The 24714-nt window shown below is 54.2% G+C and carries 30 protein-coding genes and 1 pseudogene; 14 read left to right on the forward strand and 17 right to left on the reverse strand.

The annotated features are described in order from the left end of the window. Nucleotides 1–6: 6 nt before the first annotated feature. The 11 genes from npr to BH712_RS20375 form a co-directional block, all read right to left on the reverse strand. A complete protein-coding gene (gene npr, locus BH712_RS20325; protein WP_003861872.1) occupies nt 7–279 on the reverse strand; it encodes a PTS phosphocarrier protein NPr in 273 nt (90 codons plus the stop codon). Next, nucleotides 276–1130, reverse strand: a complete 855-nt coding sequence (gene rapZ, locus BH712_RS20330; RefSeq protein ID WP_003861870.1) for an RNase adapter RapZ — start codon at nt 1128–1130, stop codon at nt 276–278. Before rapZ ends, npr begins: the two co-directional genes overlap by 4 nt. A 45-nt stretch (nt 1131–1175) precedes the next feature. Further along, complete coding sequence (gene ptsN / locus BH712_RS20335) at nt 1176–1667, reverse strand: PTS IIA-like nitrogen regulatory protein PtsN (RefSeq protein WP_006812138.1); 492 nt, start codon at nt 1665–1667, stop codon at nt 1176–1178. A gap of 82 nt (nt 1668–1749) precedes the next feature. Next, nucleotides 1750–2037 (reverse strand): ribosome hibernation promoting factor, encoded by a 288-nt coding sequence (gene hpf, locus BH712_RS20340; RefSeq protein WP_003861866.1) that lies wholly within the window; start codon nt 2035–2037, stop codon nt 1750–1752. Nucleotides 2038–2059: 22 nt separating this feature from the next. Then, nucleotides 2060–3493 (reverse strand): RNA polymerase factor sigma-54, encoded by a 1434-nt coding sequence (rpoN, locus tag BH712_RS20345; RefSeq protein WP_006812137.1) that lies wholly within the window; start codon nt 3491–3493, stop codon nt 2060–2062. 47 nt (nt 3494–3540) lie between these two features. Continuing rightward, the gene (gene lptB / locus BH712_RS20350; protein ID WP_003861862.1) at nt 3541–4266 is read right to left on the reverse strand and encodes an LPS export ABC transporter ATP-binding protein; all 726 of its coding nucleotides are present in this window, start codon (nt 4264–4266) and stop codon (nt 3541–3543) included. 6 nt (nt 4267–4272) lie between these two features. Continuing rightward, entirely contained in the window at nt 4273–4827 is a 555-nt protein-coding gene (gene lptA, locus BH712_RS20355) for a lipopolysaccharide ABC transporter substrate-binding protein LptA (protein WP_006812136.1), read from the reverse strand. Then, on the reverse strand, nt 4796–5371 hold the full coding sequence (gene lptC, locus BH712_RS20360; protein WP_006812135.1) for an LPS export ABC transporter periplasmic protein LptC: 576 nt from the start codon (nt 5369–5371) through the stop codon (nt 4796–4798). The genes lptA and lptC overlap by 32 nt, the downstream gene beginning before the upstream one ends. Beyond that, nucleotides 5368–5934, reverse strand: a complete 567-nt coding sequence (gene kdsC / locus BH712_RS20365; RefSeq protein ID WP_032674071.1) for a 3-deoxy-manno-octulosonate-8-phosphatase KdsC — start codon at nt 5932–5934, stop codon at nt 5368–5370. The genes lptC and kdsC overlap by 4 nt, the downstream gene beginning before the upstream one ends. Nucleotides 5935–5948: 14 nt before the next feature. Further along, nucleotides 5949–6935: an arabinose-5-phosphate isomerase KdsD gene (gene kdsD, locus BH712_RS20370; RefSeq protein WP_003861853.1), complete on the reverse strand. Its 987-nt coding sequence runs from the start codon at nt 6933–6935 to the stop codon at nt 5949–5951. A 13-nt stretch (nt 6936–6948) separates the two neighbouring features. Continuing rightward, the gene (locus BH712_RS20375; protein WP_006812133.1) at nt 6949–7926 is read right to left on the reverse strand and encodes a calcium/sodium antiporter; all 978 of its coding nucleotides are present in this window, start codon (nt 7924–7926) and stop codon (nt 6949–6951) included. Nucleotides 7927–8153: 227 nt separating this feature from the next. On the opposite strand from BH712_RS20375, the gene mlaF reads away from it, so the two are divergent. The 7 genes from mlaF (at nt 8154) to murA (ending at nt 12948) form a co-directional block, all read left to right on the forward strand. Beyond that, on the forward strand, nt 8154–8966 hold the full coding sequence (gene mlaF, locus BH712_RS20380; RefSeq protein ID WP_006812132.1) for a phospholipid ABC transporter ATP-binding protein MlaF: 813 nt from the start codon (nt 8154–8156) through the stop codon (nt 8964–8966). 7 nt (nt 8967–8973) lie between these two features. After that, nucleotides 8974–9756, forward strand: a complete 783-nt coding sequence (gene mlaE, locus BH712_RS20385; RefSeq protein WP_003861848.1) for a lipid asymmetry maintenance ABC transporter permease subunit MlaE — start codon at nt 8974–8976, stop codon at nt 9754–9756. Nucleotides 9757–9760: 4 nt separating this feature from the next. After that, nucleotides 9761–10309: an outer membrane lipid asymmetry maintenance protein MlaD gene (gene mlaD, locus BH712_RS20390; protein ID WP_006812131.1), complete on the forward strand. Its 549-nt coding sequence runs from the start codon at nt 9761–9763 to the stop codon at nt 10307–10309. Nucleotides 10310–10327: 18 nt separating this feature from the next. After that, nucleotides 10328–10963: a phospholipid-binding protein MlaC gene (mlaC, locus tag BH712_RS20395; protein WP_006812130.1), complete on the forward strand. Its 636-nt coding sequence runs from the start codon at nt 10328–10330 to the stop codon at nt 10961–10963. Continuing rightward, on the forward strand, nt 10963–11256 hold the full coding sequence (gene mlaB, locus BH712_RS20400) for a lipid asymmetry maintenance protein MlaB (protein ID WP_006812129.1): 294 nt from the start codon (nt 10963–10965) through the stop codon (nt 11254–11256). Before mlaC ends, mlaB begins: the two co-directional genes overlap by 1 nt. Nucleotides 11257–11383: 127 nt before the next feature. Then, entirely contained in the window at nt 11384–11638 is a 255-nt protein-coding gene (gene ibaG, locus BH712_RS20405) for a BolA family iron metabolism protein IbaG (protein WP_003861840.1), read from the forward strand. 50 nt (nt 11639–11688) lie between these two features. Then, complete coding sequence (gene murA / locus BH712_RS20410; RefSeq protein ID WP_006812128.1) at nt 11689–12948, forward strand: UDP-N-acetylglucosamine 1-carboxyvinyltransferase; 1260 nt, start codon at nt 11689–11691, stop codon at nt 12946–12948. A gap of 63 nt (nt 12949–13011) precedes the next feature. Here the strand turns inward: murA and sfsB are convergent. After that, nucleotides 13012–13298: pseudogene (sfsB, locus tag BH712_RS20415) on the reverse strand (DNA-binding transcriptional regulator SfsB). Between the two features lie 229 nt (nt 13299–13527). Beyond that, the gene (gene ispB, locus BH712_RS20420) at nt 13528–14499 is read right to left on the reverse strand and encodes an octaprenyl diphosphate synthase (protein ID WP_006812126.1); all 972 of its coding nucleotides are present in this window, start codon (nt 14497–14499) and stop codon (nt 13528–13530) included. Between the two features lie 257 nt (nt 14500–14756). Between ispB and rplU the strand changes: the two genes are divergently transcribed. From rplU to cgtA, 4 genes are all read left to right on the forward strand, one after another. Then, nucleotides 14757–15068, forward strand: coding sequence for a 50S ribosomal protein L21 (gene rplU, locus BH712_RS20425; RefSeq protein ID WP_003025032.1), 312 nt, complete (start codon nt 14757–14759; stop codon nt 15066–15068). A gap of 19 nt (nt 15069–15087) precedes the next feature. Next, a complete protein-coding gene (gene rpmA, locus BH712_RS20430) occupies nt 15088–15345 on the forward strand; it encodes a 50S ribosomal protein L27 (RefSeq protein WP_003861831.1) in 258 nt (85 codons plus the stop codon). Nucleotides 15346–15440: 95 nt separating this feature from the next. Further along, on the forward strand, nt 15441–16406 hold the full coding sequence (locus tag BH712_RS20435) for a DMT family transporter (RefSeq protein ID WP_006812125.1): 966 nt from the start codon (nt 15441–15443) through the stop codon (nt 16404–16406). A 15-nt stretch (nt 16407–16421) separates the two neighbouring features. After that, nucleotides 16422–17597, forward strand: a complete 1176-nt coding sequence (cgtA, locus tag BH712_RS20440) for an Obg family GTPase CgtA (RefSeq protein ID WP_006812124.1) — start codon at nt 16422–16424, stop codon at nt 17595–17597. Nucleotides 17598–17630: 33 nt separating this feature from the next. Here the strand turns inward: cgtA and pmrB are convergent, their stop codons facing one another. From pmrB to dacB, 3 genes are read right to left on the reverse strand one after another with little or no spacing between them, the layout of a single operon-like run. Next, nucleotides 17631–18674: a two-component system sensor histidine kinase PmrB gene (gene pmrB, locus BH712_RS20445; RefSeq protein ID WP_006812123.1), complete on the reverse strand. Its 1044-nt coding sequence runs from the start codon at nt 18672–18674 to the stop codon at nt 17631–17633. After that, nucleotides 18671–19333, reverse strand: a complete 663-nt coding sequence (gene pmrA / locus BH712_RS20450) for a two-component system response regulator PmrA (protein ID WP_003861819.1) — start codon at nt 19331–19333, stop codon at nt 18671–18673. Before pmrA ends, pmrB begins: the two co-directional genes overlap by 4 nt. 2 nt (nt 19334–19335) lie before the next feature. After that, nucleotides 19336–20769, reverse strand: coding sequence for a serine-type D-Ala-D-Ala carboxypeptidase (gene dacB, locus BH712_RS20455; RefSeq protein WP_003861817.1), 1434 nt, complete (start codon nt 20767–20769; stop codon nt 19336–19338). Between the two features lie 228 nt (nt 20770–20997). On the opposite strand from dacB, the gene greA reads away from it, so the two are divergent. Further along, complete coding sequence (greA, locus tag BH712_RS20460) at nt 20998–21474, forward strand: transcription elongation factor GreA (protein ID WP_006812122.1); 477 nt, start codon at nt 20998–21000, stop codon at nt 21472–21474. 151 nt (nt 21475–21625) lie between these two features. Here greA and yhbY read toward each other — a convergent pair whose 3' ends face one another. Then, complete coding sequence (yhbY, locus tag BH712_RS20465; RefSeq protein WP_003861814.1) at nt 21626–21919, reverse strand: ribosome assembly RNA-binding protein YhbY; 294 nt, start codon at nt 21917–21919, stop codon at nt 21626–21628. Nucleotides 21920–22046: 127 nt separating this feature from the next. Here yhbY and rlmE point away from each other — a divergent pair, with 127 nt between their 5' ends. Then, entirely contained in the window at nt 22047–22673 is a 627-nt protein-coding gene (gene rlmE / locus BH712_RS20470) for a 23S rRNA (uridine(2552)-2'-O)-methyltransferase RlmE (protein ID WP_003861812.1), read from the forward strand. A gap of 102 nt (nt 22674–22775) precedes the next feature. Further along, a complete protein-coding gene (gene ftsH / locus BH712_RS20475) occupies nt 22776–24710 on the forward strand; it encodes an ATP-dependent zinc metalloprotease FtsH (protein ID WP_014833437.1) in 1935 nt (644 codons plus the stop codon). Nucleotides 24711–24714 lie beyond the last annotated feature (4 nt).

Genomic DNA, 24714 nt, shown 5'->3' on the forward strand with positions numbered 1-24714 from the left:
CAGGTTTTAGTCTTCGTCAAACCCGGCATTAAACAGGGCAATCACCGCCGCCAGCGCTTCTTCTTCCTGTGGACCCGTGGCTTCCACTTCAATCTGGCGGCCTTTGGCAGAATCCAGCATCAGCAGCGCAATCACGCTGTTGGCTTCTGCCTCGGTTCCCTCATCGTTGCGCAGCAGCACCTCAGCATCAAAACCCTGCATCAGTTCAAACAGCTTCATCGCCGGGCGCGCATGCATGCCCAGCTTGTTGGTGATTTCGACGGTCTGTTTTACGGTCATGTTTTGCGTTTTTCCAGCGTGCGATGACGGGACTGAACGTTCTTCCCGCGTGAGCGGAAGTAATCGGCCAGCTGTTCGGCAATGTACACCGAACGATGTTTACCGCCGGTACAGCCAATCGCTACCGTCAGGTAGCTGCGATTGTTTGTTTCCAGCATAGGTAACCATAGCTCAAGGTAGCTTCGCGTCTGGTAGATAAAATTGTGTACTTCTGTGTGTCGATCGAGGAACGCCGCCACGGGCTTATCCAGACCGGTCATAGGACGCAGTTTCGGATCCCAGTGTGGGTTCGGCAGGAAACGCACATCAAAAACGTAATCCGCATCGATAGGTATGCCGTGCTTAAAGCCGAAGGATTCAAACACCATTGTCAGTTCGCGCTCGCGCTTGCCGAGTAAGCGAGTACGCAGCATTTCCGCCAGCTCGTGGACGGACATTTCTGAGGTGTCGACAATCAGGTCGGCCCGGGAACGCAGCGGCTCAAGCAGATCGCTCTCTTTATCGATGGCGCTTTCCAGCGAAAGATTTTTACTGGAGAGCGGATGCAAACGACGTGTATCGCTGTAACGACGGATCAACGTGTTGCGGTCAGCATCCAGGAACAAGAGCTGAGGCGAGAAGCATTCCGGCAGGCTGTTCATTGCCTGCTCGAAGATTTCCGGCGATTCCGGCATGTTACGCACGTCAATACTGACCGCGGCAGAGATTTGCCTGTCCGCAAGCGTCCGCGCCAGATCGGGTAACAGCACTACCGGTAGGTTATCTACGCAGTAAAATCCCATGTCTTCCAGCGCGCGCAGGGCCACGGACTTCCCGGACCCCGAACGACCGCTGACGATCATCAGCACCATGTTCCGTTTCTCCTCAGGGCAGCAGTTCTGAAAGCCATCTCCCGATTATGCCTCATCCTGGTGGCCTTCTGCTTCAGTGATAATTTGATAAAGCTCTTCATCACTTTGGGCTGAGCGCAGTCGACGACAAATGGTTTTATCCGCCAGACGTTTGGCAACCAGCGACAGCGTGTGCAGGTGGGTTTTGGTCTGATCGGCAGGAACCAGCAGCGCGAAGAGCAGATCCACAGGCTGGTTATCGATGGCGTCAAAAGCGATAGGCGTTTCCAGTTGCACAAACACCCCCACGGCACGCAACGTATCTTCTTCCAGCTTGCCATGCGGGATCGCAATGCCATTGCCGATGCCGGTACTGCCCATTTTTTCACGGGTCAGAATGGCTTCAAACACGATCTGCGGCGGCAGACCCAGCTGCTTTGCGGCCAGCTCACTGATAATTTCCAGCGCACGTTTTTTGCTCTGGCAGTGAACGCCACTGCGGGTACAATCCTGGTTAAGGACATTGCTCAGTTGAAGAGCGGAATCGTTGTTTATCATAATTTCACCTAAGCGCTAACTGTACAAATGGCCTGTTGTGTTTCACAACAGGCCGTCCTGCACCCGTTAACTGCCCGGACAATTAGTGTTGTTTCAGTTTATCTTTATGTTTATTGAGCTGTCTCGCAAGCTTATCAATCAAGCCGTCGATAGCCGCGTACATGTCTTGCCCTTCCGCACTGGCATGGAGTTCCCCTCCGTTGACGTGCAGGGTCGCATCCGAGATATGCGTCACTTTCTCCACTTTCAACACAACATAGACCTGGTTGATCCTCTCGAAATACTGCTCGAGTTTCGCAAACTTAGTGTTTACAAAATCGCGTAAAGCCTCAGTAATCTCGACGTTATGTCCGGTGATATTGAGCTGCATAGTGTCTTCCTTATCGGTTGTGTCAAACCAGTTGTTTACGCTGGTTAGACGGCGGAATGGATAAAGACTCTCGATACTTCGCGACAGTACGACGTGCCACCATAATACCCTGATCGGACAGCATGGTGGTTAACTTACTGTCACTGAGTGGCTTCGCGGGATTCTCCGCGGCGATCAACTTCTTCACCAGTGCGCGAATGGCCGTTGACGAGGCTTCGCCGCCGCCTTCGGTATTCACGTGGCTGGAGAAGAAATACTTAAGCTCAAAAATACCGCGTGGGCTGTGCAGATACTTCTGCGTAGTCACGCGGGAAATGGTTGATTCATGCATCTCGACGGCCTGGGCGATGTCCGCCAGCACCATCGGTTTCATAAACTCTTCGCCCTGCTCAAAGAACGCCTGCTGCTGTTCGACAATACAGCGGCTGACGCGCAGCAGCGTGTCATTACGGCTCTCCAGACTCTTGATCAACCAGCGTGCTTCCTGAAGGTTGCTGCGAATGTATTGATTGTCGGCATCGTTACGTGCGCTGGTGCACATGGCGGCGTATTGCTGGTTGATTTGCAGGCGAGGGATGCTGTCAGAGTTCAGTTCAACGACCCAGCGGTCATTGTGTTTTCTGACCAGCACGTCCGGGATAACGTACTCGGGTTCGCTGGTCTGGATCGACTGCCCCGGACGCGGATCGAGCGACTGGATCAGATTCACCGCTTCCTTCAGTACCTCTTCCTTCAGGCGCGTCACGCGCATCAGGGTGCGGAAGTCGTGGTTCGCCAGCAGATCCAGATGATCGCTGATGATGAGCCGGGCTTCGTCAATCCACGGTGTCTCTTTGGCAAACTGCGAAAGCTGGATCAGCAGGCAGTCGCGCAGATCTTTCGCGGCGACGCCAATCGGGTCGAAACGCTGAACGCGTTTCAGGACGGCTTCGATCTCTTCCATCTCAATGTCGTCATCGCCGATGCTTTCCAGTATTTCATCCAGCGTCACGGTCAAATAGCCCGTGTCGTCAACGGCATCGACAATGGAGGTGGCAATCGCGCGATCGGTATCGGAGAAAGGGGTCAGCTCGACCTGCCACATCAGGTAGTCCTGAAGCGACTGGGTTGTTTCGCCCTGATAAACCGGCAGCTCGTCGTCCTGGTAGTCTGCACGGGTTCCTGAGGGCGTACCCGCGGTGTAGATTTCATCCCAGCTGGCATCCAGCGGCAGTTCGTCCGGCATATCTTTCTGTTCGAGCGCATCTACGGAGTCGAGCGTTTCTGTGTCCTGCGTCTGCTGGGTGTCTACCTCGTCATGAAGATCGGTTTGCTCCAGCAGCGGGTTACTGTCCAGCGCTTGCTGGAGCTCCTGCTGGAGTTCTAACGTGGACAACTGCAACAGACGGATTGCCTGCTGTAGCTGCGGCGTCATGGCCAGTTGCTGGCTGAGCCGTAATTGCAAACCTTGCTTCATGTTCAGCGCGTTTTTCTCCGGTTCGGCGTGATTTAACCTCTACCCTATCAGAGTCTGAAGTCTTCCCCAAGGTACACGCGCTTAACATGCTCATCTTCGAGGATTTGCTGCGGCGTACCGTGGGCAATCAGATGGCCCTGGCTCACAATGTAGGCGCGCTCACACACGGCCAGCGTTTCACGAACGTTGTGGTCCGTAATCAGTACGCCAAGCCCGCTGTCGCGCAGATGCTCAATGATACGTTTGATATCGATAACGGAGATGGGGTCAACGCCCGCAAACGGTTCATCCAGCAGGATGAATTTCGGGTTTGCTGCCAGCGCGCGCGCAATCTCAACGCGGCGGCGTTCACCGCCAGACAATGCCTGACCGAGGCTGTCGCGTAGGTGTTCGATATGAAACTCTTCCATCAGCTCGTTCGCACGGTCAGTGCGCTGCTCGCTGGTCAGATCGTCACGGATCTGGAGCACGGCCATCAGGTTATCGAACACGCTTAAGCGGCGGAAGATAGAGGCTTCCTGCGGCAGATAGCCGATGCCACGACGCGCGCGAGCATGCAGCGGCAGCAGGCTGATGTCTTCATCATCGATAATAATGTTGCCAGCGTCACGCGGGACAATGCCCACCACCATGTAGAAGGTCGTGGTTTTACCCGCACCGTTAGGGCCAAGCAACCCCACGATTTCGCCGGAGTTGACGGTCAGACTGACATCTTCGACGACGCGGCGGCCCTTGTACGCTTTCGCGAGGTTTTTTGCAGTTAATGTTGCCATAACGAATTAGTTACTCTTTTTCTGTGCCGGAGCCTGACCGTTGTTCTTGTCCTGCAACTGCGAAGGCACAAGCACGGTAGTGACGCGTTTGCCTTTTTCGCTGGAGGCCTGCATTTTCTGCTCTTTCACCAGATAGGTGATCTTGTCGCCTTTGATATTGCTGTCCAGCTGTTCCAGGTAGGCATTACCGGTCAGGATGACCAGATCTTTCGCCAGTTCATAGTGCATATGCGAGGCATGGCCTTTCACCGGCTTGCCGTTGTCCTGCATCTGGTAGAAGGTGGCCGGGTTGCCATAACCATCGATAATCTCTTTGCCCTGCTCGCCGCCCGGACGGGTAACGACCACTTTGTCGGCGTTGATTTTGATGGTGCCCTGGGTCATGACGACGTTGCCGGTAAAGGTGACGACGTTACCCTGCATATCCAGAGACTGGGTATCAGATTCAATATGAATCGGCTGTTCGGTATCGCCAGTCACAGCAAGCGCGGGAAGACTGGCCGCCAGCAGCGCGCTGGCGATAACCACTTTAAGGCTGAGTTTGTTTGTTTTGAATTTCATAGGAGGTTCTAACCTTTTCAATCAGCTCGGCGTTTTTGCTGCGTAAGTTCCCGCGCATTCTTAAACCGCTGGAATTAAATGTTGTGCCATACAGGGTGACTAAATCCTGCGACGTGACATCCTGGGTGACCAGGTTGATCTGGGCGTTATCCGTCGTAATTTTGCGCAGTTGAGCGTCAGCGGTCAGGGCGTTGACTTCAACGTGACCATACAGGTAAAGCATACGGTCATTTGTCAGTTTTGCCCGGTCAGACTTGATAGACCACGTCGGCACTTTGTCCGTATCAAAGGTGGTCATGACCGGTTGGGTAAACCACGACGTACCGTCATCTGAAAAATATTCTACATGCTGTGCAACCAGGCGATAGTTCAGTGCGCCTTCCGGGCTATAGACCACGGTATCGCTGTGATCGCTTTTATAGGTCGGGTCGCTCGTGTTAACCACTTCCGCTTGCGAATCATCGCGATCGGCGAGGTTTACGCCAATCAGTACCAGGGCGACAAGCGCAAGCAGAATGATAACCCAACGTCTGGTTTTACTCATATTGATTGCCCTTTCGCCTCATCAAGCTTGCCCTGCGCCAGCAGAAGCAGATCGCAGACTTCACGGACGGCGCCACGGCCACCGTGAATATGGGTTACGTAATCAGCACGCGGGATCAGCAGCGGGTGCGCGTCAGCCACGGCGATGCTCAGACCCACCTCCGCCATCACTGGCCAGTCGATCAAATCATCGCCGACGTACGCCACATTCTCTGGCGCAATGCCCAGTTTTCCCAGCAGATCCCGGAAGGCTACCATCTTATCAGACTGCCCCTGATAGAGATGGGTAATGCCCAGCGTTTCACACCGATCTTCTACCAGTTTAGCTTTCCGTCCGGTGATGATTGCAACTTCAATGCCGGACGTGAGCGCACAGCGGATGCCGTAACCGTCGCGAACGTTAAAGGCTTTCAGCTCTTCGCCATTATTGCCCATATAAATCAGACCGTCAGAGAGCACGCCATCTACATCGAGGATCAGCAGGCGGATATTTTCCGCCTTTGCCATCATGTGGGCACTCACCGGGCCATAACAGGTTGCAAGGGATGCACCCGCATTACTCATTGTCTTATCCTTCATTACACTACGCCAGCGCGCAGCAGATCATGCATATGTACCACACCCAGCAGTTGGTCGCCATCGGCAACCATCACTGAGGTAATATGACGGGACTGCATCAGGTTCAGCACATCTACCGCCAGCGTACCCGGACGGACGCGGATCCCGCCTGGCGTCATCACATCAGCGATGCCCAGCGTTCGGACATCCACACCCATATCGAATACCCGGCGCAGGTCACCATCGGTGAAAATGCCCTGAATCTTCATCAGGTCATCGCAGATGACCGTCATGCCCAGGTTTTTACGGGTGATCTCCAGTAACGCGTCGCGCAACGAGGCCTCTTTGCTGACGTGCGGGATCTCATCCCCGGTGTGCATAATATCGTTCACCCGCAGCAGCAGCTTGCGCCCGAGCGCGCCGCCGGGGTGAGACAGGGCGAAATCTTCAGGCGTAAAACCACGGGCTTCCAGCAGCGCAACGGCAAGGGCATCGCCCATCACCAGCGCGGCGGTTGTGCTGGAGGTCGGCGCCAGCCCCAGTGGACAGGCTTCTTTTGGCACCTTCACGCACAGGTGGATATCCGCCGCACGCGCCATACTGCTTTCCGGGCGGCTGGTCATACAAATTAGCGGTACGTGCAGACGCTTCAGCACCGGGATCAACGCCAGAATTTCATTCGATTCCCCGGAGTTGGAGAGCGCAATAACCACGTCCTGCGGCGTAACCATGCCGAGGTCACCGTGCGCGGCTTCACCTGGATGAACGAAGAATGACGACGTGCCGGTACTGGCAAAGGTCGCCGCCATTTTGCGCCCGATATGGCCGGACTTGCCCATCCCCATCACCACGACTTTACCGGCACAGTAGAACATCTTCTCACAGGCCAGACTAAAATCCTGATTAATGTACTGATCTAACTGCGCCAGACCTTCACGTTCAATCTCCAGAACGTCTTTGCCTGCTTTCTGAAAGTCAAAACCCGGCTGCAATTCTATTTGCGACATAATGCGTTTCCGTTTACCCAGAGAGAAGAGGCGAAAGCCAGTACAGCATCGCCAGCCATACGATAAATCCACCCGTCAATAGCGCGCCTGCGCCTTTGCCGATCTGCTCTTTTCGCCGCCAGCAGAGCAGGGCGAAAATCACGCTAACCAGCAGCATCACACCGTAATCGCGCGTGAAGACCATAGGGTTAAACGGCCCCGGCGAAATTAACGCTGGCAGCCCCGTCACGATCGCGATATTGAAAATATTAGAGCCAATGATATTGCCGATGGCGATATCATCTTCCCCTTTACGCGCCCCGGCGATGGCGGTAGCCAGCTCTGGCAGACTGGTGCCGATGGCGATGACCGTCAGGCCGATTGTCAGTTCGCTCATCGCAAACGCGTTCGCCAGCACCGTCGCGTTATCGACTACCATCTGCGTGGCCATTGGCATGATGATCAGCGCGACGCCCAGCCACAGCAGGGCGACGGGCAAGGTCCCTTCCCGGGGCAGCTCGGCGAGATGCTCACGCGTGAGGCTATCGTTACCCTGTTTTTCCGCCAGACGTGCGATCTTCACGCTGTAAAGCAACCAAATCACGGCCAGGGCGAGCAGGAATATACCGTCATCGACGCTTAGCACGCCGTCATAAAGCACGTAGCCTGCCAGCAGGCTAACGACTAACATTAGCGGCAATTCACGGCGCAAAACATCAGAATGCACGCGAAATGGATGCAATAATGCGGCTAAGCCTAAAATCAGTAAGATATTGACGATGTTAGAGCCAATCGCGGTGCCGATAGCGAGGTCGACCTGGCCATGCAGCGAGGCTGAAACAGAAACGATGATTTCAGGTAGCGATGTGCCTACACTGACCACCGTCATGCCGATAATGATGGGCGGCATGCCAATGAGTCGACAGAGAATGGATGCGGCAAAGACCAAACGGTCAGCACTGTAGACCACCAACAGTAAACCAATTATTAACAGTGCTGTTGCTAAAAGCATCAAAAGTCCTTTCTTCAGGTATACTCGCTGGTCCACTGCGCACGAATGTTGGCGCCAGATGAAGTCTGAGACGTAACGAATTCCTAATTTTGACTTTATGCGCCGGAAAAGTAAAACAAATGCCAGCTTTCGCTAACCCCAATAGTGAATATTCTGTAAAAATGCGGGGTTTAGGGCTGATTTACGCTTCATGCCAGCCGTGAAGCAAGGTAAGTAAGGAACCATAAATGAGCCAAACGATGGCGAATATAGTCGATGTCCGGGGCGTCAGTTTTTCTCGCGGCAACCGGTTAATATTTGATGATATTTCGCTGACCGTGCCGCGCGGTAAAATCACCGCCATCATGGGGCCGTCAGGGATCGGTAAAACCACGTTGCTGCGTCTGATCGGCGGGCAAATCCCCCCTGATAGCGGCGAAATTCTCTTCGACGGCGAAAATGTCCCGGAGATGTCTCGCTCGCGCCTCTACACGGTTCGCAAACGGATGAGCATGCTCTTTCAGTCGGGCGCGCTGTTCACGGATATGAACGTTTTTGACAACGTGGCCTATCCGCTGCGTGAGCACACCCATCTTCCCCCTGAGCTGTTGCACAGCACGGTGATGATGAAGCTTGAAGCCGTAGGGCTGCGGGGGGCGGCGAAACTCATGCCGTCCGAACTCTCGGGTGGGATGGCGCGCCGCGCCGCGCTGGCGCGTGCTATTGCCCTGGAACCCGATTTAATCATGTTCGATGAACCGTTCGTCGGGCAGGACCCTATCACCATGGGCGTGCTGGTAAAGTTAATCTCAGAGCTGAACAGCGCCCTTGGCGTCACCTGCGTGGTGGTGTCCCACGATGTGCCGGAAGTGCTGAGTATCGCGGATTACGCCTATATTGTGGCTGACAAAAAGATCGTCGCCCACGGCAGCGCCCAGGCGTTGCAGGAGAATGGCGATCCGCGTGTGCGGCAGTTCCTGGACGGTATCGCAGATGGGCCAGTGCCTTTCCGCTATCCGGCGGGCGACTATCATGACGATTTACTGGGAATAGGGAGTTAAGCCACTCATGCTGTTAAATGCGTTGGCGGGTCTTGGACACCGTGGCCTAAAAACCATCAGTACGTTCGGGCGTGCCGGATTAATGTTGTTCAACGCGCTGGTTGGCAAACCGGAGTTCCGCAAGCATGCGCCGTTACTGGTGCGGCAGCTCTACAACGTCGGCGTTTTGTCGATGCTTATCATCATCGTGTCGGGTCTGTTTATCGGCATGGTGCTGGGGTTGCAGGGGTATCTGGTGCTGACAACCTACAGCGCGGAAACCAGTCTTGGCATGCTGGTGGCGCTTTCGCTGCTGCGTGAACTCGGGCCGGTGGTTGCCGCGCTGCTGTTCGCCGGGCGTGCCGGGTCCGCACTGACGGCTGAAATTGGCCTGATGCGCGCAACCGAACAGCTCTCCAGTATGGAGATGATGGCGGTTGATCCGCTGCGCCGGGTCATCTCTCCGCGTTTCTGGGCCGGGGTTATCTCCTTGCCGTTACTGACTATCCTCTTTGTGGCGGTAGGTATCTGGGGAGGCGCGCTGGTTGGCGTCAACTGGAAAGGCATTGATGCTGGCTTCTTCTGGTCTGCCATGCAGGACGCCATCGATCTGCGTATGGATCTGGTGAACTGTCTGATCAAGAGCGTGGTTTTCGCTGTGACGGTTACCTGGATTGCGTTGTTTAATGGTTACGATGCCATTCCGACGTCGGCGGGCATTAGCCGTGCAACGACGCGTACTGTCGTACATTCGTCGCTGGCCGTTTTAGGTCTGGATTTTGTGCTCACCGCACTGATGTTTGGGAATTGAGTTCATGCAAACGAGAAAAAATGAAATTTGGGTTGGCGTGTTTCTGCTTCTGGCGCTGCTGGCCGCGCTGTTCATCTGCCTGCGAGCGGCGGACATCACCTCAGTTCGCGCCGAGCCGACGTATCGCGTCTACGCGACTTTCGATAATATCGGCGGCCTGAAGGCGCGCTCACCGGTGCGTATTGGTGGCGTCGTTATCGGACGTGTCGCTGATATTACGCTTGATGAGAAAACCTATCTGCCGCGCGTCGCGATGGATATCGAAGAGCGTTATAACCACATTCCAGACACCAGCTCACTTTCTATCCGCACCTCTGGCCTGCTGGGGGAGCAATATCTGGCCCTTAACGTGGGTTTTGAAGATCCTGAGCTGGGAACGACTATCCTTAAAGACGGTAGCGTTATCCAGGATACCAAGTCAGCGATGGTGCTGGAAGATATGATTGGTCAGTTCCTTTACAACAGTAAAGGGGATGATAAAAAGTCTGACGATGCCCCTGCGCAGAGTGAAGACCACACCAACGTCGAACCGACGCCAGGCGCGACGAATTAATTTCAGGAGAAGTCATTCATGTTTAAACGACTGTTAATGGTTGCCATGCTGGTCATTGCCCCTCTTACCGCGGCGCACGCCGCGGATCAGAGTAACCCGTACAAACTGATGGATGAGGCCGCGAAGAAAACCTTCGACCGTCTTAAAAACGAGCAGCCAAAAATCCGCTCTAACCCTGATTATCTGCGTGATGTGGTGGATCAGGAACTGCTGCCGTATGTGCAGATCAAGTATGCGGGCGCACTGGTACTGGGCCGTTACTACAAAGACGCGACCCCGGCACAGCGCGAGGCTTACTTCGCGGCGTTCCGTGAATATCTGAAACAGGCTTACGGCCAGGCGCTGGCAATGTACCACGGGCAGACCTATCAGATTGCCCCTGAGCAGCCGCTGGGCGATGCCACCATCATTCCTATCCGCGTGACGATTATCGATCCAAACGGTCGTCCACCGGTTCGTCTGGACTTCCAGTGGCGTAAAAACAGCCAGACCGGTAACTGGCAGGCGTACGACATGATCGCTGAAGGCGTCAGCATGATCACCACTAAACAGAACGAGTGGAGCGATCTGCTGCGCACTAAAGGCATTGATGGCCTGACGGCTCAGCTTCAGTCTATCTCTCGTCAGAAAATTACCCTGGACGAGAAGAAGTAATGTCGCAGCAGCTTAGCTGGGCGCGTGACGGCGAGACGCTGACGCTGACGGGAGAGCTGGATCAGGATCTGCTTAACCCGCTGTGGGACGCTCGCCATAACGTGATGCAGGGCGTGACGCTGATTGATCTTCATGGCGTCACGCGGGTAGATACCGCCGGTATTGCCCTGCTGGCGCACCTGGTGGCCACGGGGAAAAAGCAGGGGAGCAACGTCGCCCTGACGGGGGTAAGCGATAACGTGATTACCCTTGCACAGCTTTACAATTTGCCGCAAGACGTATTACCTCGCTAATTTTTTCAGTACGTTACTTCCGAAAGCCCCGACAGTTTACTGGTTGGGGCTTTTTGCTTGTTTAAGACCGCGCCACTTTGCTCTAAGATGTTGGGCTTGTTTTCACTATCAGATGATGTAGACCCCCATGGAAAATAATGAAATCCAGACTGTGCTGATGAATGCACTCTCCCTTCAGGAAGCCCACGTCTCTGGCGATGGCAGTCACTTCCAGGTTATTGCTGTGGGTGAGATGTTCGACGGAATGAGTCGCGTGAAGAAACAGCAGGCTGTGTACGCGCCGCTGATGGAATACATTGCGGATAACCGCATTCACGCCCTGTCGATTAAAGCGTTCACCCCACAGGAGTGGGCACGCGATCGCAAACTAAACGGTTTTTGAGCTGAGGGCGAAGCGCCCGCAGCACGGTTGAATTTATAAGAGAGCAAACAATGGATAAATTTCGTGTTCAGGGACCCACGCGTCTCCAGGGCGAAGTCACAATTTCTGGCGCTAAAAACGCCGCGCTGCCCATTCTTTTCGCTGCGCTGCTCGCAGAAGAGCCGGTAGAGATCCAGAACGTACCGAAGCTGAAAGATATCGACACGACCATGAAGTTGCTCGGCCAGTTGGGCACCAAAGTGGAGCGTAACGGTTCCGTCTGGATCGATGCCAGCAATGTGAACAACTTTTCAGCACCGTATGAGCTGGTGAAAACGATGCGTGCGTCCATCTGGGCGCTTGGTCCGCTGGTGGCGCGTTTCGGTCAGGGACAGGTTTCACTGCCGGGCGGATGCGCTATCGGCGCGCGTCCAGTCGACCTGCATATCTTCGGCCTCGAAAAACTTGGCGCGGAGATCAAGCTGGAAGAAGGTTACGTTAAAGCGTCCGTAAATGGTCGTCTGAAAGGCGCGCACATTGTCATGGACAAAGTGAGCGTGGGCGCAACGGTCACCATCATGTCGGCTGCTACGCTGGCAGAAGGCACCACCATCATCGAAAATGCCGCACGTGAACCGGAAATCGTGGATACCGCGAACTTCCTGGTCGCGCTGGGCGCGAAGATCAGCGGGCAGGGCACTGACCGTATCACCATCGAAGGCGTTGAACGTCTGGGTGGCGGTGTGTACCGCGTACTGCCAGACCGTATCGAAACCGGTACTTTCCTGGTCGCGGCCGCGATTTCTGGCGGTAAGATTGTCTGCCGTAACGCCCAGCCGGACACCCTGGATGCGGTGCTGGCGAAACTGCGCGATGCGGGTGCGGACATTGAAATCGGTGAAGACTGGATCAGCCTGGATATGCACGGGCAGCGTCCTAAAGCCGTTAACGTGCGTACTGCGCCACACCCGGCATTCCCGACGGATATGCAGGCACAGTTCACGCTGCTGAACCTGGTGGCCGAAGGCACGGGCTTTATCACGGAAACCATCTTCGAAAACCGTTTCATGCACGTACCGGAACTGATCCGTATGGGTGCGCATGCTGAGATTGAAAGCAACACGGTAATTTGCCACGGCGTTGAAAAACTGTCCGGTGCGCAGGTGATGGCGACCGATCTGCGCGCGTCTGCGAGTCTGGTACTGGCTGGTTGTATTGCGGAAGGGACTACCGTTGTCGATCGTATCTACCACATCGATCGTGGTTATGAGCGTATTGAAGACAAACTGCGCGCGCTGGGTGCTAATATCGAGCGTGTGAAGGGCGAGTAATCTTTCCGGCCCCCCCCTGCCAGAACAGGCCGGGGGATTGCTGTTCCTGTAAATCCGGGTGCATCAGTCCTGATGTGCTTTCTTCGTTTTGCTCTGGCGCATCATGCGCGTTCTGTCGATAAATTCATGGGTAATGGGATCGTGGTAGCGTGATGGCCAGATTACCCACGGATGCGTATCCAGCGCCGTCGCGATAATCAGTTCCCCCTTCGGCCATGGGCGGGTCAGTGCGTTTGCCAGCGTCGACGAGCTCAGCCCATGACGACGTGATTCGCAGCCAGCGATGTCCCTTTTTTACGCAGTGCCGCAATAATGTCAGCAGAATGCCAGTCGATGAATTTTGTATCCATAATGCTGTCCTTGTGTTCGTTATCGTCCACGTCGTTTCGTGTGAAAAGACAGCATTACTATACTCACTTCGAACATCTGTTCTAAAAAGTTCATGTTACGAGAAGCAATATTCAGAATAAGACACGGCTTTATACATGCGGCCTGTAACCTGATGAGCTTACACGGGAAAGTAATTTACTGGTGCGTACTGGAATCTCCCTGCAAGGACGCAGGGAGACGAGGAGAGGATTAACGGTCGCGCTGAACGGCGATGTGGGCGAGGCCGATTAACGCATCACGCCATGGGCTGTCAGGGATGACCTGAATTGCGGCGATGGCTTTGTCTGCTTCTTCTTCAGCGCGCTGGCGCGTCCATTCGAGGGAGCCGCAGATTGCCATTGTTTCCAGTACCGGTTCCAGAAGATGGCGACCATTTCCCTGCTCGATAGCTTCCCTGATCATTTTCGCCTGCTCTGGGGTGCCGTTGCGCATCGCATGGAGCAGCGGCAGCGTTGGCTTGCCTTCGTTGAGGTCATCGCCGACGTTTTTACCAAGCGTTTCGCCATCCGCGCTGTAATCCAGCAAATCATCAATCAGCTGGAACGCGGTGCCGAGGTAACGGCCATAGTCCTGAAGCCCTTTTTCCTGAGCTTCGCTACAGCCCGCCAGAATGCCAGAGCACTGCGCGGCTGCTTCAAACAGACGTGCGGTCTTGCTGTAAATCACCCGCATATAGTTCTCTTCGGTGATGTCCGGGTCGTTGACGTTCATCAACTGTAGGACTTCGCCTTCAGCGATAACGTTCACGGCTTCTGACATCACTTCCAGCACCTTCAGCGAGCCAAGGCTGGTCATCATCTGGAACGCTCGGGTATAGATAAAATCCCCTACCAGAACGCTTGCCGCATTACCAAACGCGGCATTAGCGGTGGCTTTGCCACGACGCATGTCTGATTCATCCACAACATCGTCGTGAAGCAGGGTGGCGGTGTGGATAAATTCGATCAGCGCCGCGATCGTGACGTGGGCATTTCCCTGATAGCCAACCGCGCGTGCGGCCAGAATGGCAATCATCGGACGAATACGTTTACCGCCGCCACTGACGATGTAATAGCCCAACTGATTGATCAGCTGAACGTCAGAGTTGAGTTGCTCCAGGATTGCTGCATTCACACCCGCCATATCTTGCGCGGTTAACTCATTGATTTTTTCTAAATTCATCGCAAAAGCCGGGCTTTTTATCCTGTTTATCCCACACGAGATGGGTACACAAAGGGTTTCGGTTTATAAATAGTATTGCTGATTGTACTGAAAAAACGGCTCAGATAAACGTTACCGTACGTGTTGTGTTTTTTTTCTTCATGTATTGATGGTAGCACTTGTCAAAGGCTCGCGTTTTGCGTAATATTCGCGCCCTATTGTGAATATTTATAGCGCACTCTGAATCATACGAGGATGTGCGCGGAAGCGGAGTTTATATGTACGCGGTTTTCCAAAGTGGTGGTAAACAACACCGAGTAAGCGAAGGTCAGACCGTTCGCCTGGAAAAGCTGGACATCGCAACTGGCGAATCTGTTGAGTTCGCTGAAGTTCTGATGATCGCAAACGGTGAAGAAGTCAAAATCGGCGTTCCTTTCGTTGATGGCGGCGTTATCAAAGCTGAAGTTGTTGCTCACGGTCGTGGCGAGAAAGTTAAAATCGTTAAGTTTCGTCGTCGTAAACACTATCGTAAGCAGCAGGGCCACCGTCAGTGGTTCACTGATGTGAAAATTACTGGCATCAGCGCCTAAGACCTGAGGAGAGATTTAAATGGCACATAAAAAGGCTGGCGGCTCCACACGTAACGGTCGCGATTCAGAAGCTAAACGCCTGGGCGTTAAGCGTTTCGGTGGCGAATCCGTTCTGGCGGGTAGCATCATCGTTCGTCAGCGTGGCACCAAGTTCCACGCAGGTACTAACGTAGGTTGCGGTCGTGACCACACTCTGTTTGCTAAAGCAGACGGTAAAGTGAAATTTGAAGTTAAAGGCCCGAACAACCGTAAATACATCAGCATCGTTGCTGAGTAAGGTTTTCTCGGTCCGGTAACGGATTAAAGCCCCGCAACGTGTTGCGGGGCTTTTTACATTGGAAACCCGGAAAATTTTCTGTAGGGAAAACGGGCATGAAGCAGCAGGCCGGCATTGGTATTCTTTTGGCGCTCACTACCGCAATGTGCTGGGGTGCACTGCCAATTGCAATGAAGCAGGTACTGGAAGTGATGGAACCGCCGACGGTGGTGTTTTATCGCTTCCTGATGGCAAGCATTGGCCTGGGCGCCATTCTGGCCGTCAAAGGTAAGCTGCCACCGCTGCGCATCTTCCGAAAGCCGCGTTGGCTGGTGTTACTGGCTATCGCGACGGGCGGTCTGTTCGGTAACTTCATTCTGTTCAGCTCTTCCCTGCAATATCTTAGCCCTACAGCGTCGCAGGTGATTGGTCAGCTTTCACCGGTCGGCATGATGGTCGCCAGCGTATTTATCCTCAAGGAGAAGATGCGTGGCACGCAGATCATCGGGGCAAGCATGCTGCTTTGCGGTCTGGTGATGTTCTTTAACACCAGTCTGATCGAGATTTTTACCCGCCTGACGGATTACACCTGGGGTGTCATTTTTGGGGTGGGTGCAGCAACGGTCTGGGTGAGTTATGGCGTCGCGCAAAAGGTGTTATTGCGCCGTCTTGCCTCACAGCAGATCCTCTTTTTGCTGTACACTTTGTGTACACTGGCATTATTGCCGTTAGCGAAGCCGGGTGTGATCACCCAGCTCAGCGACTGGCAACTGGCGTGCCTCATTTTTTGTGGGCTGAATACGCTGGTCGGTTATGGCGCGCTGGCTGAAGCCATGGCGCGCTGGCAGGCAGCACAGGTGAGCGCCTTAATCACGCTTACCCCGCTGTTTACGCTGTTATTTTCAGATTTGTTATCAATGGCCTGGCCCGATGTCTTCGTCAAGCCGATGCTCAACCTGTTGGGTTATCTCGGTGCGTTTGTCGTGGTTGCGGGCGCGATGTATTCCGCCATTGGTCATCGTCTCTGGGGACGTTGGCGCAAAAATGAAGCGGTTGTAGTAGTCCCCCGCTCAGGCGAATGAGTTACGGAGAGTAAAATGAAGTTTGTTGATGAAGCGACGATTCTGGTCGTGGCAGGTGATGGCGGTAACGGTTGTGTAAGCTTCCGCCGTGAAAAATATATTCCTCGTGGCGGTCCTGACGGCGGTGATGGTGGAGACGGTGGAGACGTGTGGCTGGAGGCGGATGAAAACCTCAACACGCTGATCGACTACCGTTTCGAAAAATCTTTCCGCGCCGAGCGTGGTCAGAACGGCCAGAGCCGTGACTGTACCGGTAAACGCGGTAAAGACGTGACGATCAAGGTGCCGGTGGGTACGCGTGTGATCGACCAGGGCACGGGCGAAACCATGGGTGATATGACCAAACACGGTCAGCGCCTGATGGTGGCGAAAGGCGGCTGGCACGGTCTGGGTAACAGCCGTTTCAAATCCTCCGTAAACCGTACCCCGCGTCAAAAAACCATGGGTACCCCGGGTGATAAGCGCGACCTGCAACTGGAACTGATGCTGCTGGCGGATGTTGGGATGCTGGGTATGCCAAACGCCGGTAAATCGACGTTTATCCGTGCTGTCTCTGCGGCGAAACCAAAAGTGGCGGACTATCCGTTTACGACGCTGGTGCCGAGCCTGGGCGTTGTCCGTATGGATAACGAGAAAAGCTTCGTGGTAGCGGACATCCCGGGTCTGATTGAAGGGGCAGCAGAAGGCGCCGGTCTGGGTATTCGCTTCCTGAAGCACCTTGAGCGTTGCCGCGTACTGTTGCACCTCATCGACATCGATCCCATCGACGGTTCCGATCCGGTTGAAAACGCCCGTATTATTATTGGCGAGCTGGAGAAATACAGCGAAAAACTGGCGCAAAAACCACGCTGGCTGGTCTTCAACAAGATCGACCTGATGGACAAAGCGGAAGCTGAAGCGAAAGCTAAAGCGATTGCCGACGCGATGGGATGGGAAGATAAGTACTACCTGATCTCTGCCGCCAGCCAGGTTGGCGTGAAAGATCTCTGCTGGGATGTGATGACCTTTATCATCGAGAATCCGGTTGTTCAGGCAGAAGAAGCGAAACAGCCTGAAAAAGTCGAATTCATGTGGGATGACTACCACCGCCAGCAGCTCGAAGAGCTGGAAGCGGAAGAAGATGATGAAGACTGGGACGATGACTGGGATGAAGACGACGAAGAAGGCGTCGAATTCATTTACAAGCACTAACCCCTGTATCAAGCCCCTTAACGGGGCTTTTTTTTATCCAATTTTCGCGGGTAACCAACAACTGGCGATTAAACCGCCCTCAGCACCGTTCTCCAGCGTTAAATGGCCATGATGGAGCTGCACGATTCGCTGTACGATGCTCAGCCCAAGGCCGCTGCCGCCATAGCGCTGGTCGAGACGGCGAAAAGGTTCGGTGATCGACTGGCGGTGTGCCTCATCAATACCCGGCCCCTGATCGGTAACGCTGATCCGGGTACCGCCCTCCGTCGCTGTTAATGCCACTTCAATGGTTGTGCCTGCCGGGCTGTAGCGGGCGGCATTCTCCAGAAGGTTCCTTAGCATCAGGCGTAACAGAACGGCGTCCCCCTGTACCGTCAGCGCGCTGTGCGCTGGCCATATTACCGTGTGCTCTTTGGCTTCATGTTCCAGGCTGAGCGGGGCAATGATCGTCTCTGTCCAGTTCACGGTATCGTAGTGGCCGCTGGCCATCGCCTGCCCGGCACGCGCCAGCATCAGCAGCTGTTCCACCGTATGCATTAACTGATCGATACGGCTTATCAGAGGCGTGGCCTGAGGGGAACCGGACTGGGCCATCAGTTCCAGATGGAGCCTGATCCCCGCAAGCGGTGTTCGTAACTCGTGTGCCGCATCGGCGGTAAACAGGCGTTCCTGTTGAATAGTGTGGTCCAGCCGGGCGAGCAGTTGATTCAGCGACGTGGTCACTGCGCCAATCTCTTCCATATCGGAATACATCGGCAGGGGGGTCAGATTATCCGCCGATCGGTTCGCCAGGCTATCGCGAAGTTTATTGAGGGGCCGGGTGATCCAGGTGACCGCCCAGAATGAGAAGAACAGGGTAAAACCGACCATCACCAGGGAAGGGACCAGCAACGAGGCTATGGCTTCGCGGATCTCTTTTTCGACATGGTTATTGCGCGCTTTCGCGGATAACGTTTCGTTCACCAGAAAACCGATTTGCTCACGGCTTTCATGCCATAGCCAGATAACGCTAATCAGTTGGAAAAATAACAGAATAACCGCCAGCAACACCATTAATCGCCGACGCATACTGTTCATTTCTGACTCTCCAGACGATAGCCCACGCCGCGCACGGTTTTGATGCGATCTTTGCCAAGCTTACGTCGCAGGTTGTGTATATGGACTTCAAGCGTATTTGATCCCGGATCGTCCTGCCAGGAGTAGATGTCCTGTTGCAGCGTTTCACGGTGTACCGTCTGTCCGCTGCGCATGATCAGGCGCGTCAGCAGAGCAAACTCTTTTGGTGTCACTTCCACAGGCTGAGACTGGCGCAGCACCTGCTGGGTTTGCAGATTGAGGGTGATATCCCCGTCCGTCAGCAGGTTGTCGCTGTGGCCCTGATAGCGGCGAATCAACGCCCGTACGCGAGCCTGTAGCTCGGCAAGGGCGAAGGGTTTTACCAGATAATCGTCAGCGCCAGAATCCAGCCCGTTAATTCTGTCTTCAATGGCATCGCGGGCGGTAAGAATCAAAACGGGATTCTCCACCCCGCGACGACGCCACTGGCAGAGCAGCGTCGCGCCGTCTTTATCCGGCAGCCCCAAATCCAGGATCACCAGACTGTATTCTCCGCTCTGGATCAGGGCATCTGCTTCAGCGGCCGTGGCGGCACAATCCAGGGCGTAGCCTTCATTCCCCAGCGCCAGCGCTAACCCTTCCTGCAATAACAGATCGTCTTCAACTATAAGTAGTTTCATCGCTAGTTATTCTGGTAGATGTCCTTATAGAGCCTGCTTTCGAAACGCACCAGTGGAATACGACGATTGCGCTGGTCAGCCGGTTCGACGGCATAGCCGGAAAGATACTGCACAAATGCCATGCGTTGTCCGCTGGCTGTTGTGATAAAACCGGCAAGGTTGTAAACGCCTTGCAGAGAACCCGTTTTCGCCGACACTTTGCCATCCACGCCCGCAGCGTGTAGGCCCGCACGGTACTGAAGTGACCCATCGTGCCCGGCAAGCGGCAGCATCGTAATAAAGTTTAGCTCAGCGTCATGCTGAGCAATGTACTGCAACACCTGCATCATGGTGGCTGGCGAGATCAGGTTATGACGCGATAAACCGGAACCATCGACCGCAATCGTATTGCCCAGATCGATTCCCGCCTGCTGACGCAGGATTTGACGTACGGCATCCGAACCGGCCCGCCAGGTGCCCGGCACACCAAAGCGCGCGTGCCCAATCATGCGGAACACCGTGTCGGCAATCATGTTATCCGACTTTTTCAGCATAATCTTAAGCAAATCATGCAGTGGCGCGGACTGTTTACTGGCGATCACCGTGCCTGGTTCATTCACCTGCGTCTGGCGCAGCAGCGTTCCGGTGTAGGTAATACCCGCCTGCTTCAGTTCGTCTTTAAAAATGGCCCCGGCATAGCCTGCGCCATCCTGAATGGCGAATGCCAGCGGGAGTGGGTCAGCCCGCTGGGTCAGGCAGCCAGTCAGCGTATAACGGTTGAGATCGCCAGGCACAACGTCCAGTTCGCAATACTGTGCCTCAGGCGAGCCTTTCGCCAGCGTCCGGACCTGGCTGAACATCGTGACCGGGTAGTAAGACGCGACGCGGATAAAAGCTAAGTCATTTGGTTTTGGCGCGCTGTAAAGCGATACGGAGAAGCAGTTACGGTCGACGATGGCGGCGGCTGGCGGGGCGCTAAAGCACTGCGTCATGTCGTTCCACGGCCAGCCAGGAGCTTTATCGTGGCTGGCGAAAATGGAGGTGTCGATCAGCACATTGCCATCGATTTTTGTCACGCCGGATTTTTTCAGTACCGCCACCATGTTGCGGACATCCTGACGCTTAAAGGTGGGATCGCCACCAAAACGGGCGATAAGATCGCCTTTTAGTTCGCCACCCTCAACGTTACCTCTGGTTTCAAGGGTGGTGGTAAAACGGAAGTCGGGCCCGAGCTGAAGCAGGGCGGCGAGGGCAGTGATCACCTTCTGGGTACTGGCAGGCAGCGCCATCTGTTGACTGTGATAGTCAATCTCGGGAGCCTGCGCGCCAACCTTTTGCACCATCAGGGCAAGGTTCGCGCCAGCGGGCAGTTGATTAATGTACTCATCAACATTCGCGGCCTGAACGGTGAACGTTATACTGGTAGTCAATCCGATGATAAAACTGGAAAATCGCATAATCTCGCGCTAACAACCCGAAAACAAACCGTCATACTACGGTGCATGGCACTGTAAAGTAAACGATGACCCATAGTGAACTTCGCGGTAAAATGCGTATCAAATTGAAAAATTGCTGCTGACCTGGGACGTTGCTCCCGGGTCGGTTTTCTTTTTGCTTCTGGCCTGTTCAGGTGGGCTGGAGCAGGGAACACTGCTCCCAACAGGAATGTTTAAGAGGTATAACAAATGCAAGCTATTCCGATGACCTTACGTGGTGCCGAAAAACTGCGCGAAGAGCTGGATTTTCTCAAATCCGTGCGTCGTCCTGAAATCATCGCCGCTATCGCGGAAGCGCGTGAGCATGGCGACCTGAAAGAGAATGCTGAATACCACGCGGCGCGTGAGCAGCAGGGTTTCTGTGAGGGGCGCATTAAGGATATCGAGGCGAAACTGTCTAACGCACAGGTTATCGATATCACTAAAATGCCAAACAATGGCCGTGTGATCTTCGGCTCTACCGTCAGCGTCCTGAACCTGGATAACGACGAAGAGCAGACCTATCGCATCGTGGGTGATGATGAAGCGGACTTCAAACAGAACCTGATTTCGGTGAACTCGCCGATTGCTCGTGGCCTGATTGGCAAAGAGCAGGACGATGTGGTCACCATCCGCACCCCTGGCGGCGAAGTAGAATACGAAATTATTAAGGTTGAATACCTGTAATTCGCTTCTCTACTAAGATGTTGATACATTGTAAAGAAAAGAAAAAGGCCGCATAGCGGCCTTTTATCAACTCAAGGAGCATGGCATTTTGCTCGCCTGCTGAAAGAAATCCCTCGTTTCACACAGAAAATGTGTTCGATTCAGGATATCCTTAACGTGGCAGCGAGATTTTGCGCTCTTTAGATGGGCGATAGAGCACCAGCGTTTTACCGATGACCTGTACATTACAGGCGCCGGTTTCGCGCACGATGGCTTCCACGATCAGGTTTTTAGTGTCTCTGTCTTCAGAGGCGATTTTCACCTTGATCAGCTCGTGGTGTTCCAGCGCTTGTTCAATCTCGGCAAGCACCCCTTCGGTCAAACCATTGTTGCCAAGCATCACTACAGGCTTGAGCGGATGTGCCAGACCTTTAAGGTGCTGTTTTTGTTTAGTACTCAGATTCATCGTATATTTTTGCTTACGTTGGGATTGAAAACGGTTCATTCTACCGCCATCTCCCTAATATCGCCAAATAGCTGCGTAGAAATTTACGTCACAGGCAAGTAACGATGAACCAGGACGGAAATGTTAAATGACAGGTAAAAAGCGTTCTGCCAGCTCCAGCCGCTGGCTTCAGGAACACTTTAGCGATAAATATGTTCAACAGGCGCAGAAAAAGGGGTTGCGTTCCCGCGCCTGGTTTAAACTTGATGAAATACAGCAAAGTGACAAACTTTTTAAACCGGGAATGACGGTGGTCGACCTCGGTGCGGCACCGGGCGGATGGTCCCAGTATGCGGTTACGCAGATCGGCGGAACGGGCCGAATCATCGCATGCGATCTTTTACCAATGGATCCCATCGTCGGTGTCGACTTCCTTCAGGGCGACTTTCGTGATGAATTAGTGCTTAAAGCATTACTTGATCGTGTAGGTGACAGTAAGGTCCAGGTTGTCATGTCGGATATGGCACCAAATATGTGTGGAACACCGGCGGTGGATATCCCCCGCGCCATGTATCTGGTGGAACTAGCGTTAGAAATGTGTCGTGATGTACTAGCGCCTGGTGGTAGTTTTGTTGTGAAGGTGTTTCAGGGCGAAGGTTTCGAGGAGTATCTTAAGGAAATTCGCTCCCTGTTTGCGAAGGTCAAAGTTCGTAAGCCGGACTCTTCCCGGGCCCGTTCCCGTGAAGTGTATATTGTAGCGACCGGGCGAAAATGATAACCGGTAGATTTCAGGCGAAAGTTTGAATGAAACTGGATATAGAGTATCCTGACGCTGTTTTTAACACAGTTGTAATATGAGGTTAATCCCTTGAGTGACATGGCGAAAAACCTAATACTCTGGCTGGTCATTGCCGTTGTGCTGATGTCAGTATTCCAGAGCTTTGGGCCCAGCGAGTCGAATGGCCGCAAGGTGGATTATTCTACCTTCCTGCAAGAGGTCAATCAGGACCAGGTTCGCGAAGCGCGTATCAACGGACGTGAGATCAACGTTACCAAGAAAGATAGTAACCGTTACACGACTTACATCCCGGTGAACGATCCTAAGCTGCTTGATAACCTTCTGACCAAAAACGTCAAAGTGGTAGGCGAGCCGCCGGAAGAACCAAGCCTGTTGGCTTCTATCTTCATTTCCTGGTTCCCGATGCTGCTTCTTATCGGCGTCTGGATCTTCTTTATGCGCCAGATGCAGGGCGGTGGTGGCAAAGGTGCCATGTCGTTCGGTAAGAGCAAGGCGCGTATGCTGACGGAAGACCAGATCAAGACCACGTTTGCTGACGTCGCAGGTTGTGACGAAGCAAAAGAAGAGGTGGGTGAACTGGTTGAATACCTGCGCGAGCCGAGCCGTTTCCAGAAACTGGGCGGTAAGATCCCGAAAGGCGTCCTGATGGTCGGCCCTCCGGGTACCGGTAAAACCCTGCTGGCAAAAGCCATCGCGGGTGAAGCGAAGGTACCGTTCTTTACGATTTCAGGTTCTGACTTCGTTGAAATGTTCGTGGGTGTCGGTGCATCTCGTGTGCGTGACATGTTCGAGCAGGCCAAGAAGGCAGCACCGTGCATCATCTTCATCGATGAAATCGACGCCGTAGGCCGCCAGCGTGGCGCAGGTCTGGGCGGTGGTCACGATGAACGTGAGCAGACCCTGAACCAGATGCTGGTTGAGATGGACGGCTTCGAAGGTAACGAAGGTATTATCGTTATCGCGGCAACTAACCGTCCGGACGTACTCGACCCTGCGCTGTTGCGTCCAGGCCGTTTCGACCGTCAGGTTGTGGTTGGTCTGCCGGATGTTCGTGGTCGTGAACAGATTCTGAAAGTGCACATGCGTCGCGTTCCGCTGGCGCCAGATATCGACGCGGCAATCATTGCGCGTGGTACACCGGGCTTCTCCGGTGCGGATCTGGCTAACCTGGTCAACGAAGCCGCACTGTTTGCCGCTCGCGGTAACAAGCGCGTGGTTTCCATGGTGGAATTCGAGAAAGCGAAAGACAAAATCATGATGGGTGCGGAACGTCGCTCCATGGTGATGACGGAAGCGCAGAAAGAGTCCACGGCATATCACGAAGCGGGCCACGCGATTATTGGTCGACTGGTGCCGGAACACGATCCGGTGCACAAGGTGACGATTATTCCACGTGGGCGTGCGCTGGGTGTGACCTTCTTCCTGCCTGAAGGCGACGCGATCAGCGCCAGCCGTCAGAAGCTGGAAAGCCAAATTTCAACGCTGTACGGCGGTCGTCTGGCTGAAGAGATTATCTACGGTGCGGAACATGTTTCTACCGGTGCGTCGAACGATATTAAAGTGGCGACAAACCTGGCGCGTAACATGGTGACTCAGTGGGGCTTCTCCGACAAACTCGGTCCGCTGCTGTATGCAGAGGAAGAGGGCGAAGTATTCCTGGGCCGCTCTGTGGCAAAAGCGAAACATATGTCCGATGAGACGGCACGTATCATCGACCAGGAAGTGAAAGCGCTGATTGAACGTAACTACGGTCGCGCCCGTCAGATCCTGAACGACAATATGGACATTCTGCACTCGATGAAAGATGCGCTCATGAAATATGAGACCATTGATGCACCGCAGATTGACGACCTGATGGCGCGCCGCGAAGTGCGTCCGCCAGCTGGCTGGGAAGACCCAGGTGCGTCTAACAATTCTGACAACAATGGCACCCCGCGTGCGCCGCGTCCGGTCGATGAACCGCGTACGCCAAACCCGGGCAACACCATGTCAGAGCAGTTGGGCGACAAGTAAGTCA

This window comes from Enterobacter hormaechei ATCC 49162 (assembly GCF_001875655.1).
Classification (GTDB): Bacteria; Pseudomonadota; Gammaproteobacteria; order Enterobacterales; family Enterobacteriaceae; genus Enterobacter; species Enterobacter hormaechei.